Source organism: Methylomonas sp. LWB (genome assembly GCF_001856095.1).
GTDB lineage: Bacteria > Pseudomonadota > Gammaproteobacteria > Methylococcales > Methylomonadaceae > Methylomonas > Methylomonas koyamae_A.
In genome coordinates this window covers 1-14,377 of record NZ_MKMC01000026.1, presented here as the reverse complement: position 1 = coordinate 14,377, position 14,377 = coordinate 1, and the positions used below count along the sequence as shown (strand labels likewise).

Annotated in this window: 10 protein-coding genes, 2 tRNA genes and 2 rRNA genes; all 14 read left to right on the top strand. The window is 52.0% G+C overall.

From position 1 onward, the window contains the following. Nucleotides 1–59: 59 nt before the first annotated feature. Complete coding sequence (locus BJL95_RS13095) at nucleotides 60–1,121, top strand: pilus assembly protein PilM (RefSeq protein ID WP_064024049.1); 1,062 nt, start codon at nucleotides 60–62, stop codon at nucleotides 1,119–1,121. Then, nucleotides 1,121–1,693, top strand: coding sequence for a PilN domain-containing protein (locus BJL95_RS13090; protein WP_071158586.1), 573 nt, complete (start codon nucleotides 1,121–1,123; stop codon nucleotides 1,691–1,693). Before BJL95_RS13095 ends, BJL95_RS13090 begins: the two co-directional genes overlap by 1 nt. Continuing rightward, nucleotides 1,690–2,301 carry a type 4a pilus biogenesis protein PilO gene (locus tag BJL95_RS13085; RefSeq protein WP_064024033.1) on the top strand — a complete coding sequence of 204 codons (612 nt, stop codon included), beginning with the start codon at nucleotides 1,690–1,692 and terminating at the stop codon, nucleotides 2,299–2,301. The genes BJL95_RS13090 and BJL95_RS13085 overlap by 4 nt, the downstream gene beginning before the upstream one ends. 2 nt (nucleotides 2,302–2,303) lie before the next feature. Then, nucleotides 2,304–2,864 (top strand): pilus assembly protein PilP, encoded by a 561-nt coding sequence (locus BJL95_RS13080; protein WP_083386014.1) that lies wholly within the window; start codon nucleotides 2,304–2,306, stop codon nucleotides 2,862–2,864. 2 nt (nucleotides 2,865–2,866) lie between these two features. After that, entirely contained in the window at nucleotides 2,867–5,116 is a 2,250-nt protein-coding gene (gene pilQ / locus BJL95_RS13075) for a type IV pilus secretin PilQ (RefSeq protein ID WP_071158583.1), read from the top strand. 111 nt (nucleotides 5,117–5,227) lie between these two features. Next, complete coding sequence (locus BJL95_RS26050) at nucleotides 5,228–5,344, top strand: lipoprotein (RefSeq protein ID WP_139306267.1); 117 nt, start codon at nucleotides 5,228–5,230, stop codon at nucleotides 5,342–5,344. A 10-nt stretch (nucleotides 5,345–5,354) separates the two neighbouring features. Beyond that, nucleotides 5,355–6,605: a diaminopimelate decarboxylase gene (gene lysA / locus BJL95_RS13070; RefSeq protein WP_064024039.1), complete on the top strand. Its 1,251-nt coding sequence runs from the start codon at nucleotides 5,355–5,357 to the stop codon at nucleotides 6,603–6,605. An 8-nt stretch (nucleotides 6,606–6,613) separates the two neighbouring features. Next, on the top strand, nucleotides 6,614–7,444 hold the full coding sequence (dapF, locus tag BJL95_RS13065; RefSeq protein ID WP_071158580.1) for a diaminopimelate epimerase: 831 nt from the start codon (nucleotides 6,614–6,616) through the stop codon (nucleotides 7,442–7,444). After that, complete coding sequence (locus BJL95_RS13060; protein WP_064024044.1) at nucleotides 7,441–8,121, top strand: DUF484 family protein; 681 nt, start codon at nucleotides 7,441–7,443, stop codon at nucleotides 8,119–8,121. The genes dapF and BJL95_RS13060 overlap by 4 nt, the downstream gene beginning before the upstream one ends. Before the next feature lie 5 nt (nucleotides 8,122–8,126). Then, a complete protein-coding gene (gene xerC / locus BJL95_RS13055; RefSeq protein WP_071158579.1) occupies nucleotides 8,127–9,026 on the top strand; it encodes a tyrosine recombinase XerC in 900 nt (299 codons plus the stop codon). A 364-nt stretch (nucleotides 9,027–9,390) separates the two neighbouring features. After that, nucleotides 9,391–10,924 (top strand): 16S ribosomal RNA (locus BJL95_RS13050). A gap of 60 nt (nucleotides 10,925–10,984) precedes the next feature. After that, a tRNA-Ile gene (locus tag BJL95_RS13045) sits at nucleotides 10,985–11,061 on the top strand. A gap of 32 nt (nucleotides 11,062–11,093) precedes the next feature. Continuing rightward, nucleotides 11,094–11,169, top strand: a tRNA-Ala gene (locus tag BJL95_RS13040). Nucleotides 11,170–11,461: 292 nt separating this feature from the next. Next, nucleotides 11,462–14,355 (top strand): 23S ribosomal RNA (locus BJL95_RS13035). Together the 16S and 23S rRNA genes with 2 tRNA genes alongside form the textbook arrangement of a ribosomal RNA operon. The last annotated feature ends 22 nt before the right edge of the window (nucleotides 14,356–14,377 follow it).

Below are 14,377 nucleotides of genomic sequence, written 5' to 3'. Positions count from 1 at the left end.
GGTGGCGCTTTGCGGCGCTGCTCCCGAATTGACTTTCAATGTTTGGTAAGGGTTTGTTCATGAGCTGGTTTAGCAGTGGTCAATCGGCTGTGCTCGGTGTGGATATTAGCACCGCGGCGGTAAAATTGTTGGAGTTAAGCCGGGTGGGCGCGCGTTACAAAGTCGAGAGCTATGCGGTGGCGCCTTTGCCGCAAGACGCTATCGTCGATAAGAACATTACTAACGTAGAGCAAATCGGCAGTGTGATCAAGACCGCCGTCAAGCAATCCGGAACCCGTGCCAAGCACGCTTGCGTGGCGGTGGCCGGTTCGTCGGTGATGACTAAAATCATTTCCATGCCGGCGTCGTTGTCGGAGGCGGAAATGGAAGAGCAAATCATGGTCGAGGCCGATCAGTACATTCCGTATTCCTTGGACGAGGTTAATCTCGATTTCGAAGTGCAGGGCGCTACCAAGGCCAACCCGCAAATGGTCGATGTGTTGTTAGCGGCGTCCAGACGTGAAAATATCGAAGACCGAGTGGCGGCCTTGGCTTACGCCGGGCTAAAGGCGGTCGTTGTCGATGTCGAGGCTTTTGCGATGGAAAACGCTTTCAAATTGTTGGCCGATCAATTGCCGGAGGCTGTCGAACACAAGACGGTTGCGATTGCCGATATCGGCGCCACGATGACCTCGCTGAATATTCTGCATGACGGCAAGACCGTCTATACCCGGGAGCAAGGCTTTGGCGGCAAACAGTTAACCGAGGAAATACAGCGTCGCTACGGCTTGTCTTACGAAGAGGCGGGGTTGGCGAAAAAGCACGGTGGCTTGCCGGACAACTACGTCAGCGATGTGCTGGAACCTTTCAAAAAAGCCATGCTGCAACAAATTGCCAGATCGTTACAGTTTTTTGTGTCTTCCAGCGCGAACCGGGATGTCGATGCGTTGATCTTGGCTGGCGGTTGCGCCTCGATAGCCGGTTTGGACAAATTGGTGGAACGTGATTTGGGCATCGCTTCCTATATCGCCAACCCCTTCATCAACATGGCTCTGTCCAACAAGGTTAAGCCGCAGAGCCTGAATAACGATACTCCGGCGATGATGATCGCTTGCGGTTTGGCGCTGAGGAGCTTCGACTGATGGCGAAAATCAATTTACTGCCCTGGCGGGAAGAATTAAGGAAAAAGAAGCAGCAAGAGTTCGTCGCCGGTATCGGCGCGGGTGTGGCGGCGGCGTGCGTTATTTTGGGTTTGGTTTACCTCTATATCGAAGGATTGAAGGAATACCAAACCCGCCGCAATACTTTGTTGCAGAACGAGATCGCGATTTTGGATAAGCGGATTCAGGAGATCAAGGACATTGAAGACAAGAAAAACAAACTGTTGACCAAAATCGAAGTGATTCAAAAATTGCAAGAAAGTCGGCCGGAAGTGGTGCATTTGTTTGACGAGCTGGCCAGGACGACGCCGGAAGGGATCAATCTGAGTAAATTCAGTCAGGCCGGCAGCGATTTGACGTTGGTTGGCAAGGCGGAATCGAACGCCAGGGTCTCGGCCTATATGCGGGCTATCGACAATTCGCAATGGATCAATAGCTCGGTACTCACCGTGATTAAAGGTGAAGGCAAATCCGGCGGACAAATGAACGACTTCACGTTGACGGCAAAGCAAGGCCGAAAAACCGACAAGCCGGCGGGAGGTGCGGGCAAATGAATCTTTCCGAAATCAATTGGGATGTCAACGCGGCTGGAACTTGGCCAACGCCGTTAAAAGCGATTGCTATTCTGCTGATCGCGTTGGTCACCGGCGGTATCGGCGTGTATTTGTTGACGGTACCGCAACTGGAGGAGCTTGATACGCTTGAGAAGCAGGAAGAAAGTCTGAAAACCGCATTCGAAGCTAAGCAAAAAAAGGCTGCGAATTTGCAGGATTATCGGGATCAGCTGGATCAGATCGAAGCATCGTTGGGCGAGATGCTCAAGCAAATGCCCACCAAAGCGGAGGTTGCCAGTTTGTTGGTGGATATTTCGCAGACCGGTTTGGCTAGTGGTTTGGAGTTCAAGTTGTTTCAACCAAGCGGCGAGATTAACCGCGAGTTCTATTCCGAGCTTCCCATTGCGATACAGGTTGTCGGCAAATACGAGGAGTTGGGGTTGTTTGTTAGCGGGTTGGCATCGTTGCCCCGGATTGTCACCGTTCATGACGTGGTGATGACGCCGCTCGGCAAGGACGGCATGATGACGATGAATGCGACGATCAAGACCTACAACGAAGGCGAGAGCGCTAGTAAGGGTCAACCCGCCAAACGACGGAGAGGCTGATGATGGGAAATCGGACGGCAAGGCCGAAATGGTCTGGCGCCTGTTTAGCGGGCATGACGCTACTGATGCTGGCGGGCTGCGATAACGACGACTTCAGTGATTTGAACAAATACATTCAAGAAATCAAAGCCAGGCCCAAGGGGGCTATTGAGCCGCTGCCGGAAATCAAAGTGGTCGAATCCTTTATTTTTAAACCGGATGGACTGCGTGATCCGTTCCAGCCGATTGAGCGTAAGGACAGCGAAGACAGTATCGATGTGTCCGGAGTTACCGGCGTCAAACCCGATGTCGAGCGGCGGAAGGAAGAGTTGGAAGCCTATCCGCTGGATTCTTTGCGGATGGTGGGTACCTTGCGCGACCCCAAAGGATTGTGGGGGTTAGTCCGGGCTCGCGACGGCACGATACATCGGGTTCAGGTGGGCAATCACCTGGGGCAAAATTACGGCAAGATCATTCGTATTCTCGAAGACAAGATTGAATTGATGGAAATTGTTCCGGATAAGCCGGGTACGTGGCGCGAACAACCGACTTCATTAGCGCTGGCTGGCGACAAAGGGTTATAAACATGGCGAAATTACGAAACACCTTAGAATCTCAATCCGCCGGCACGAGGCTCCTATGGCCGCTGTTGCTGCTCTTGTTGTCGAGCGTGTCCTTGGCGAAAGCCGAAGATGCCGCTATCAACAACCTTGAGTTTTCGACGCTAGCGGGGAATCAGGTGCAGATTCAATTGGATATGGTCGGAGAGGTTGTGACGCCGAAAATATTCGAAACCGATAATCCGAGTCGGATTGCGCTGGATTTCGCCGGGGTCAAGAGTAATTTGGCCAAGAAAAGCTTTCCAATCAATCAAGGCGCGGTGGGTACGGTCTACGCGGTAGAGGCTTCGGGAAGGACGCGCGTCGTGGTTAATCTGCTGGAGAAGGTGCCCTATGAAATCAAGGCGGAAGCAGGCAAATTCTATTTGGTCTTAAAGTCGGCCGCCACCGTGGCGTCGGTCAGTCAGGTATCGCCGCTAAAGCAAGCTGCCAAGGATTCGGTCGTCAGCAAATTTTTGCCTGAACAGACGATAAAGACTATCGATTTTAGGCGCGGCCCCAATGGCGAGGGGCGCTTGTTGTTGGGGCTGTCGAACGCGAACACGGTGGTCGATACCAAACAGAATGCTGGCAAGGTGGTTCTCAACTTTTTGAACACCAAGCTGCCGGACGCATTGACCAAGAATTTCGATGTCTCCGATTTTGCCACTCCGGTGCAAAAGATCGAGGCCTTGCCCAAGGGCGAAAATGTGAGGCTGACGATTACCCCGAATAATGAAAATTACGAATATTCGTCCTATCAAGCGGACAACCTGCTGACGGTCGAGTTCCGGCCATTGACGCCCGCCGAGAAAGAGGCGCAGCAAAAGGAAAAATTTCCTTATATCGGCAATAAGTTGTCTTTAAATTTTCAGGACATTGAAGTCAGGTCCGTATTGCAAATTCTGGCCGATTTCACCGAACTCAATATTATTGCCGCTGACTCGGTAGCCGGCAACGTGACGTTGCGTTTAAACGACGTGCCTTGGGATCAAGCATTGGAACTGATTCTGAAATCCAAAGGCTTGGCTAAGCGGCAAAGCGGAAATGTGGTGATGGTGGCTCCCGTTGCTGAGATCATGAAGATCGAGCAGGAAGAGCTGGATTCCAAAAAAATCTTCGAAGAGCTGGAGCCTCTGAAGACCGAAAACATTCAAATCAATTACGCGAAGGCTGGAGAGATTTGCGGTGTGCTGATGGGGGTGGGCAATAGCTCGCAGGGCGGACAATCCGGCGCGGCAGGCAGTTCAGCAGGGGGCGGTGGCGGCGGGGGTGGTTGCGGCGGTGGCGGTGGTGGAGGTGGCGGAGCGGGCGTTCAGTCTGGCGGAGTCGGCCAAGGCGGCGCTACCAGCATGCGTCTATTGTCGCCGCGCGGTACAGCTATCGTCGATGCTAGAACCAATACGCTGATTGTCAAGGATACCGCGAAGGCGATGGAGGACATTCACAAAATGGTTAAGTTGTTGGATGTGCCGGTTAGACAAGTGCTGATCGAATCTCGGATAGTGATTGCCGACACTAGTTTCGCGCAAAATTTGGGAACCAAGTTCGGAGTCGCCAACAAAGGCGCGGCGGGTGGCGGCAAGCAATATGGATTTACGGCATCCGGTGCGGAGACCAGTGAAAACTCGCAAATTCTGTCCGACTTGGGTACTGCTTTGGCGGCCTCCAGCGGAGGCTCTCTGGCCATGACCCTGGCTCGCGGCGCGGATTACATGCTGAATCTTGAAATTAGCGCGTTGCAAGACGATGGTAAGGGTGAGCTGGTATCGAATCCTCGGGTGATGACCAGCGATCGGGTGTTGGCCTCGATCAAACAGGGGGTGCAAATTCCCTATCAGACTCAGAGTCAGGCGACCGGTCCGGTGACGCAATTGGTCGATGCGGTTCTGGAGCTTAGTGTAACGCCGCAAATCACCCCCAGCGGTAGCGTCATTATGCAATTGGACATCAAAAAAGATTCGCCGGGTACGCCATTGGCAACCGGTGGCAATTCTACCGTGCCTATCGATACCCGGCAGTTGAAGACCAAGGTGCAAGTTGAGGACGGCGAGACAGTCGTGCTTGGCGGTATCTACGAGTCGACGGTTCAAGATTCCTACAATAGCGTGCCTTGGTTGGTCGATTTGCCGGTGGTTGGATGGATGTTCAAGAAAACCGTCAAGACCGACAACAAGAAGGAATTGCTAGTGTTTATTACGCCTAAAGTCGTCAAGGAATCGTTGACGATCAAATAATCGGCGACTGCTTCGTAGGCTTGGGAGCGGGCCCGCATGGCCAATGGCAGGTGAATATTTGCGGACGGCCTATGTTATATTGGTCTACGTTGATCTTTTGATGTCTAACCTATGATTGTCTTTCGGCTTTTAATTGCTGTATTCGGGTGGTTGTTGTTGCAGGGCTGCGGTCAGACTGGCCCCTTGTACCACCCGGACAGTCCGCCGCCTATCTACGTACCCAAATAAGCCTCTATCCATGGATTTTTTTAATTATCGGCAGAGTACGCTCTACGCCGAAGGCGTGCCTGTCGATCAAATTGCGGCCGAGTACGGAACGCCTTGCTATATCTACTCGCGAGCGACATTGGAGCGCCACTGGCTAGCTTTCGATCAGGCCTTGGAAGGGCGCCGGCATTTAATCTGCTATGCGGTAAAAGCGAACTCCAATCTGGCGGTCCTCAATCTCCTGGCCAGATTGGGGTCGGGCTTCGATATCGTGTCGCAAGGTGAAATGCGGCGTGTTTTAGAGGCGGGTGGACGTGCCGACCAGATTGTATTCTCCGGGGTTGGCAAGCGTGAAGACGAGATAGTCGCGGCGCTCAAGGTTGGAATTCGCTGTTTCAATGTCGAGGTTAGTGGTGAATTAGATCGGATTAACCGGCTAGCGGGAGAGTTGGGTGTAATTGCACCAGTGTCGTTCCGGGTCAATCCGGATGTGGATGCCAAAACTCACCCGTACATTTCCACCGGACTAAAGGAAAATAAATTCGGTGTTGATATTGCTTCGGCGCGGGATGAATACCTCCGCGCGGCCCGGATGCCTCATATTCGGGTGGTCGGCGTTGATTGCCATATTGGATCGCAATTGACCGAAACCGCGCCGTTTTTGGATGCATTGGATAAAGTACTCGAATTGGTCGATCAGTTGGCTGGCGACGGCATTGTGCTTGAACATCTGGATTTGGGCGGTGGCTTGGGCATTTGTTACCGCAACGAGCAGCCACCGGAACCGGGAGAATATATTTCCGCCGTGTTAAGTCGCTTAGGCAATCGGAACATCGAAATCATGCTCGAACCGGGCCGTGCAATCGTCGGAAATGCCGGTATTCTGGTGACTCGGGTCGAATACTTAAAGCCGACCGAGAACAAAAATTTTGCGATCGTCGACGCAGCGATGAACGACCTGATCAGACCGGCGTTGTATAGCGCTTGGCAAGACATTATCCCGGTAATCGCCGAGAGCGGTGGTGCCGGGGAGCGGGTTTGGGATGTTGTCGGTCCGGTTTGCGAGACCGGGGACTTTCTCGGAAAGGAACGTCGATTGGGTTTAAGTCCAGGCGACTTGCTGGCGGTTCGGTCGTCGGGAGCGTATGGTTTCACGATGAGTTCGAATTACAATTCCCGTCCCAGGGTCGCCGAGGTCATGGTCGACGGCGATCGTTGTCATTTGATTCGGCAACGGGAGCCCGTCGAAATGCTCTGGGCCGGTGAGCAAATATTGCCTTAGAAGCGCCCATGCGAATTCACTTCACCAAAATGCAGGGGCTGGGTAACGATTTTGTAGTTATCAATGCCATCAATCAGTCGGTACGGTTGGATGCACGGCAAATTCGCTTTATCGCGGATCGGCATTTTGGCGTTGGTTGCGATCAGTTATTGTTGGTCGAGTCGCCTGTTAGCGAAAATGCCGATTTCAAATACCGGATTTTTAATGCCGATGGTAGCGAAGTCGCGCAATGCGGAAACGGCGCGCGTTGCTTCGCTCGTTTCGTGCTTGATCAAAGCTTAACCTCGAAACGTTCTATCGTCGTCGATACCGACGCCGGTCAGCTAGTGTTGAACGCGAATGAGGATGGCGATATCACCGTGAACATGGGCGTTCCGCGGTTCGAGCCTAAGCAAATTCCGTTGCTGATGCCGGAGGAAGCGCTGGTATACACCGTCTTTCTCAATGGAGATCAGGTAACATTTTCCGCTCTGTCTATGGGGAATCCTCACGCGATCATTTGTGTTGAGGATATCGAAACGGCTCCGGTGAGTGCTCTAGGGAAAGTTCTGGAAAGCCATCCGCTGTTTCCCGAGCGCGTCAATGTTGGCTTTATGAAGATCATGGATCGCCAGAGTGTTAAGCTCCGCGTGTATGAGCGAGGCGCCGCCGAAACCTTGGCATGCGGTAGTGGTGCTTGCGCGGCGGCGGTCGCGGGAATCGAGCGGGGGGCATTGGAACGGGTGGTTTCCGTGCAGTTGCCGGGAGGATCGTTAAAGATTGCTTGGCAAGGTCGCGGTCATTCCGTTTATATGACGGGTCCTGCCGTTTCAGTATATGAGGGGCAAATTGAATTATGACTGGTGAAGCATTAACGGATCAGCAAGTGGAGGCGTATTTGCAAGCGCATCCCGATTTTTTTCAACACCATTTGTCGTTGCTGGAAAGAATGCAGATACCGCATCCCAGTGGAAATGCCGTTTCGTTGATCGCCAAGCAACTGGAGATTTTTCGCGTTAAACACCAAGAGCAGGAAAACCAGCTGACCGCGTTAATTGAAATCGCCAGGGAAAACGACGCTTCGTTCGGGCGGATGCACGAATTAACGTTGGCGATGTTGGAGGCGAATTCGTTGGAGGATGTCGTAGCGAATTTAAGCGAAGTGCTAGCGGAGTGCTTTTTGACCGACTTTGTAGCGGTCAAGATCATCCGGGAATACGCCGACAGTCCCATCGGGCAATTGTTTGTTTCGCCGGGGGACGAAGGGTTAAAGCTGTTTTCCGCCGAAATGTCCGGAGAGCTGCCTAAGTGCGGTCGGCCGACTCTGGCTCAGGCCAAATTCTTGTTTGGGGATATAGCGCCAGAGGTCAAGTCCTGCGCAATTATTCCGATGATGTACACCCAGCTGGAAGGATTGCTAGCTATCGGAAGTCGTGATGAAGGGCGTTTCCATTACAGTCTGGGAAGTCTTTTTTTAACCCAAATGGGAGAGATTGTAGGTACCCGTCTAATCTCGTTGATGCAGCGTGTGGAGTAAGCTGCGTGGAAGAGTCCTGCGAGGCAGTTTTACAAGCCTACCTTGACTATCTCTCTTCTGAGAGGCGATTAGCAGCGAATACGCTAAGTAGCTATCAGCGAGATTTGTCGCGGTTTGTAGGTTACTGTGGCCAAAAGCAGATTCCAGTATACGGCGTCAAAACGTCAGATGTTCGTCGTTATATTGCCGGTCGGCACCGCGACGGGTTGGACGCTAAGACCATTCAACGCGAATTGGCTGCCATTCGGGGATATTATCGGTACTTGGTGAGGACGGGGGTCTTGGATCAAAACCCTGCTTTGTCGGTTCGCGCGCCGAAGGGTGAGCGAAAAATGCCGAAGGTGCTGGATGTTGATCAGATGTGCGGTTTGCTCAGCGTCAACCCGAATTCGATATTGGAGATACGGGACTTGGCAATGTTTGAATTATTCTATTCATCGGGGCTGCGGCTGAGTGAGTTGGTCGGGCTGGATGTTCGCGATCTTGATTTAAACAGCGGAATGTTAAGGGTGCGTTTCGGTAAGGGAGGCAGGCAACGATTGCTGCCGATGGGAACGCGTGCCGTATCGGCGGTAAGGCATTGGCTGGAATATAGACCGTCTTCGGAGTGTCAATCCCTTTTTGTAGGTTTAAAAGGTAATCGTTTAAGCCCTCGAAGTATTCAGTCTCGGTTAGATAGATGGGGTAAGAAGCAGGGCGCTGCTGAGCGCTTGCACCCTCATATGTTAAGGCATTCGTTTGCTAGTCATATGTTGGAAGCCAGTCACGATATTCGCGCTGTTCAAGAGTTGTTAGGACACAGCAATTTAGGAACTACACAGATATATACCCATTTGGACTTTCGCTATTTGGCTGACATCTACGACAATGCGCACCCAAGAGCTAGGAAAGTGAAAAATAGTTGACAGATGATGGTATCTGGCTATAATGAGCGGCTCTTCGTTACTGACTGGGTTAGTGGCGAAGAGCGGCAGGATTTGTCGGGCTTGCGGTAGTGTGTGGTGGCTGGTTTTTCGGAAGTTGTTGGTTTCTGGCTTCGAAAATAAAGTGTTGACACTTTCTGAAAGTTCTGTAGAATATGTCGGCTCAACAGGGCGAGATGCTCTGGCTCTTTAACAAGATGAATCGAAATAATTTGTGTGGGTATGTGTGGCGATACGTTTCTGTTAGAAATTATCGGCGCAGAGAATCCACGTCAATTCGCAAGAAACGACGTTCTGTAGTCGAGCCAAGATTGGATGCTAATCTTATTTAGTATCAAGCATTATTAAACTGAAGAGTTTGATCATGGCTCAGATTGAACGCTGGCGGTATGCTTAACACATGCAAGTCGAACGCTGAAGGGTGCTTGCACCCGGATGAGTGGCGGACGGGTGAGTAATGCATAGGAATCTGCCTATTAGTGGGGGATAACGTGGGGAAACTCACGCTAATACCGCATACGATCTACGGATGAAAGCCGGGGACCTTCGGGCCTGGCGCTAATAGATGAGCCTATGTTGGATTAGCTAGTTGGTGGGGTAAAGGCCTACCAAGGCGACGATCCATAGCTGGTCTGAGAGGATGATCAGCCACACTGGGACTGAGACACGGCCCAGACTCCTACGGGAGGCAGCAGTGGGGAATATTGGACAATGGGCGAAAGCCTGATCCAGCAATACCGCGTGTGTGAAGAAGGCCTGAGGGTTGTAAAGCACTTTCAATAGGAAGGAATACCTGCCGGTTAATACCCGGTAGACTGACATTACCTATACAAGAAGCACCGGCTAACTCCGTGCCAGCAGCCGCGGTAATACGGAGGGTGCAAGCGTTAATCGGAATTACTGGGCGTAAAGCGTGCGTAGGCGGTTGTTTAAGTCAGATGTGAAAGCCCTGGGCTTAACCTGGGAACTGCATTTGATACTGGGCAACTAGAGTTTAGTAGAGGGGAGTGGAATTTCAGGTGTAGCGGTGAAATGCGTAGAGATCTGAAGGAACACCAGTGGCGAAGGCGGCTCCCTGGACTAAAACTGACGCTGAGGTACGAAAGCGTGGGTAGCAAACAGGATTAGATACCCTGGTAGTCCACGCCGTAAACGATGTCAACTAACTGTTGGGTTCTTAAAGAACTTAGTAGTGGAGCTAACGTATTAAGTTGACCGCCTGGGGAGTACGGCCGCAAGGCTAAAACTCAAATGAATTGACGGGGGCCCGCACAAGCGGTGGAGCATGTGGTTTAATTCGATGCAACGCGAAGAACCTTACCTACCCTTGACATCCTCGGAACTTGTCAGAGATGACTTGGTGCCTTCGGGAACCGAGAGACAGGTGCTGCATGGCTGTCGTCAGCTCGTGTTGTGAAATGTTGGGTTAAGTCCCGTAACGAGCGCAACCCTTATCCTTAGTTGCCAGCGAGTCAAGTCGGGAACTCTAGGGAGACTGCCGGTGATAAACCGGAGGAAGGTGGGGACGACGTCAAGTCATCATGGCCCTTATGGGTAGGGCTACACACGTGCTACAATGGTCGGTACAGAGGGCAGCAAACTCGCGAGAGCCAGCAAATCCCAAAAAGCCGATCCTAGTCCGGATTGCAGTCTGCAACTCGACTGCATGAAGTCGGAATCGCTAGTAATCGCGGATCAGAATGCCGCGGTGAATACGTTCCCGGGCCTTGTACACACCGCCCGTCACACCATGGGAGTGGGTTGCAAAAGAAGTAGGTAGTTTAACCTTCGGGAGGGCGCTTACCACTTTGTGATTCATGACTGGGGTGAAGTCGTAACAAGGTAGCCCTAGGGGAACCTGGGGCTGGATCACCTCCTTACAAAGACAGAACACTGTCACACGTACTCACAACAAATTATTTCGATTGAAAGACGCACCTGGGTCTGTAGCTCAGTTGGTTAGAGCGCACCCCTGATAAGGGTGAGGTCGGAGGTTCAAATCCTCCCAGACCCACCAACTAACGAAAAGGCGAAAGTCTGAATCTATTCGGGGCCATAGCTCAGCTGGGAGAGCGCCTGCCTTGCACGCAGGAGGTCGGGAGTTCGATCCTCCCTGGCTCCACCATCACGTGACGTCGATCTTAAGCCAAGATATCAACATCAACGCTATACAGCTTTTCGGTTAATAACCCAAGGCTCGATAGCATTGATATTCGTATCAATACGCTCTTTAACAATATGGAAATCTGTAACCTAAGTCTTGATCGGCTAACGATCAATACTTAAAAACGAGTTGCGGGCGGTAGCCAGCGGCTTTCGAAAGAAAGCGGCCCAAAACCTCCGTAAAACGTTCTCAAGCAACATCAGCGAACATGTCAGCGACTAAAAACCTTAATACAGACGTATTCGGGTTATATGGTCAAGTGAATAAGCGCATACGGTGGATGCCTAGGCAGTAAGAGGCGATGAAAGACGTGGTAGCCTGCGAAAAGCGTCGGGGAGGTGGCAAACAACCTGTGATCCGGCGATGTCTGAATGGGGAAACCCGGCGAGGATAACCTCGTCATCTTTGAGTGAATACATAGCTCACTGAAGCGAACCCGGAGAACTGAAACATCTAAGTACCCGGAGGAAAAGAAATCAACCGAGATTCCCTAAGTAGTGGCGAGCGAACGGGGACTAGCCCTTAAGCTAGGATAAGGTTAGTGGAACGGTCTGGAAAGTCCGGCGATACAGGGTGATAGCCCCGTACACGAAAACCTTTTTTTAGTGAAATCGAGTAGGTCGGCGCACGTGAAACGTTGACTGAATATGGGGGGACCATCCTCCAAGGCTAAATACTCCTTACTGACCGATAGTGAACCAGTACCGTGAGGGAAAGGCGAAAAGAACCGCGGAGAGCGGAGTGAAATAGAACCTGAAACCGTATGCGTACAAGCAGTGGGAGCCCCTTCGTGGGGTGACTGCGTACCTTTTGTATAATGGGTCAGCGACTTACATTTTGTGGCAAGCTTAACCGAATAGGGGAGGCGTAGGGAAACCGAGTCTTAATAGGGCGTTGAGTCGCAAGGTGTAGACCCGAAACCGGGCGATCTATCCATGACCAGGTTGAAGGTGTGGTAACACACACTGGAGGACCGAACCCACTCCCGTTGAAAAGGTAGGGGATGAGTTGTGGATCGGAGTGAAAGGCTAATCAAGCTCGGAGATAGCTGGTTCTCCTCGAAAGCTATTTAGGTAGCGCCTCGTGTATCACTGCTGGGGGTAGAGCACTGTTTCGGCTAGGGGGTCATCCCGACTTACCAACCCGATGCAAACTCCGAATACCAGCAAGTGTCAGCACGGGAGACACACGGCGGGTGATAAGGTCCGTCGTGAAAAGGGAAACAGCCCAGACCGTCAGCTAAGGTCCCCAAATCTATGCTCAGTGGGAAACGATGTGGAAAGGCACAGACAGCCAGGAGGTTGGCTTAGAAGCAGCCATCCTTTAAAGAAAGCGTAATAGCTCACTGGTCGAGTCGGTCTGCGCGGAAGATTTACCGGGGCTAAGCATAGTACCGAAGCTACGGATTCACGCTTTGCGTGAGTGGTAGAGGAGCGTTCCGTACGCCTGCGAAGGTCGATTGAGAAGTCGGCTGGAGGTATCGGAAGTGCGAATGCTGACATAAGTAACGATAAAGGGGGTGAAAAACCCCCTCGCCGTAAACCCAAGGTTTCCTGCGCAACGTTAATCGACGCAGGGTTAGTCGGCACCTAAGGCGAGGCCGAAAGGCGTAGTCGATGGAAAACAGGTTAATATTCCTGTACCAGTTGTAACTGCGATGGGGTGACGGAGAAGGCTATATCAGCGGTCGGTTGGAAGTGGCCGTTTAAGCGTGTAGGCAGGCATCTTAGGCAAATCCGGGATGCTATATGCTGAGGCGTGATGACGAGTGTCTCGAAAGAAACGCGAAGTGATAGATGCCCTGCTTCCAGGAAAAACCTCTAAGCTTCAGGTTACAAGTGGCCGTACCCTAAACCGACACAGGTGGGTGGGATGAAAATTCTAAGGCGCTTGAGAGAACCCAGGTGAAGGAACTAGGCAAAATGATACCGTAACTTCGGGAGAAGGTATGCCGTTGATAAGTGAAGTCCCTCGCGGATGGAGCGTAAGGCGGTTGCAAAAAATCGGTGGCTGCGACTGTTTAGCAAAAACATAGCACTCTGCAAACACGAAAGTGGACGTATAGGGTGTGACGCCTGCCCGGTGCTGGAAGGTTAATTGATGGGGTTAGCGTAAGCGAAGCTCTTGATCGAAGCCCCAGTAAACGGCGGCCGTAACTATAACGGTCCTAAGGTAGCGAAATTCCTTGTCGGGTAAGTTCCGACCTGCACGAATGGCGTAACGATGGCCACACTGTCTCCACCTGGGACTCAGTGAAATTGAAATCGCTGTGAAGATGCAGTGTACCCGCGGCTAGACGGAAAGACCCCGTGCACCTTTACTATAGCTTGACACTGGACTTTGAACCTACTTGTGTAGGATAGGTGGGAGGCTTTGAAGCGGGAACGCCAGTTCTCGTGGAGCCAACCTTGAAATACCACCCTGGTATGTTTGGAGTTCTAACCTCGATCCATTATCTGGATTAGGGACAGTGTCTGGTGGGTAGTTTGACTGGGGCGGTCTCCTCCCAAAGAGTAACGGAGGAGCACGAAGGTACCCTCAGCCTGGTCGGAAATCAGGCAATGAGTGCAAAGGCATAAGGGTGCTTGACTGCGAGACGGACAAGTCGAGCAGGTACGAAAGTAGGTCTTAGTGATCCGGTGGTTCTGTATGGAAGGGCCATCGCTCAACGGATAAAAGGTACGCCGGGGATAACAGGCTGATACCGCCCAAGAGTTCATATCGACGGCGGTGTTTGGCACCTCGATGTCGGCTCATCACATCCTGGGGCTGAAGCAGGTCCCAAGGGTATGGCTGTTCGCCATTTAAAGTGGTACGCGAGCTGGGTTCAGAACGTCGTGAGACAGTTCGGTCCCTATCTGCCGTGGGCGTTTGAGATTTGAGGGAAGCTGCTTCTAGTACGAGAGGACCGAAGTGGACGAACCTCTGGTGTTCCAGTTGTCCTGCCAAGGGCATTGCTGGGTAGCCACGTTCGGACAGGATAACCGCTGAAAGCATCTAAGCGGGAAGCCCCTCCCAAGATGAGATCTCACTGGGACTTTAAGTCCCCTGAAGGGCCGTTGGAGACGACAACGTTGATAGGCACGGTGTGGAAGTCCAGTAATGGGCGTAGCTAACGTGTACTAATTGCCCGTGAGGCTTGACCATATAACACCCAATGCGTTTGGGT

Bases quoted from the DNA above. Each gene is read 5' to 3' on its own strand.
- BJL95_RS13090 (WP_071158586.1), top strand. From the start codon at position 1,121: ATGGCGAAAATCAATTTACTGCCCTGGCGGGAAGAATTAAGGAAAAAG.
- BJL95_RS13080 (WP_083386014.1), top strand. From the start codon at position 2,304: ATGGGAAATCGGACGGCAAGGCCGAAATGGTCTGGCGCCTGTTTAGCG.
- lysA (WP_064024039.1), top strand. From the start codon at position 5,355: ATGGATTTTTTTAATTATCGGCAGAGTACGCTCTACGCCGAAGGCGTG.
- BJL95_RS13095 (WP_064024049.1), top strand. From the start codon at position 60: ATGAGCTGGTTTAGCAGTGGTCAATCGGCTGTGCTCGGTGTGGATATT.
- BJL95_RS13085 (WP_064024033.1), top strand. From the start codon at position 1,690: ATGAATCTTTCCGAAATCAATTGGGATGTCAACGCGGCTGGAACTTGG.
- dapF (WP_071158580.1), top strand. From the start codon at position 6,614: ATGCGAATTCACTTCACCAAAATGCAGGGGCTGGGTAACGATTTTGTA.
- pilQ (WP_071158583.1), top strand. From the start codon at position 2,867: ATGGCGAAATTACGAAACACCTTAGAATCTCAATCCGCCGGCACGAGG.
- BJL95_RS13060 (WP_064024044.1), top strand. From the start codon at position 7,441: ATGACTGGTGAAGCATTAACGGATCAGCAAGTGGAGGCGTATTTGCAA.
- BJL95_RS26050 (WP_139306267.1), top strand. From the start codon at position 5,228: ATGATTGTCTTTCGGCTTTTAATTGCTGTATTCGGGTGGTTGTTGTTG.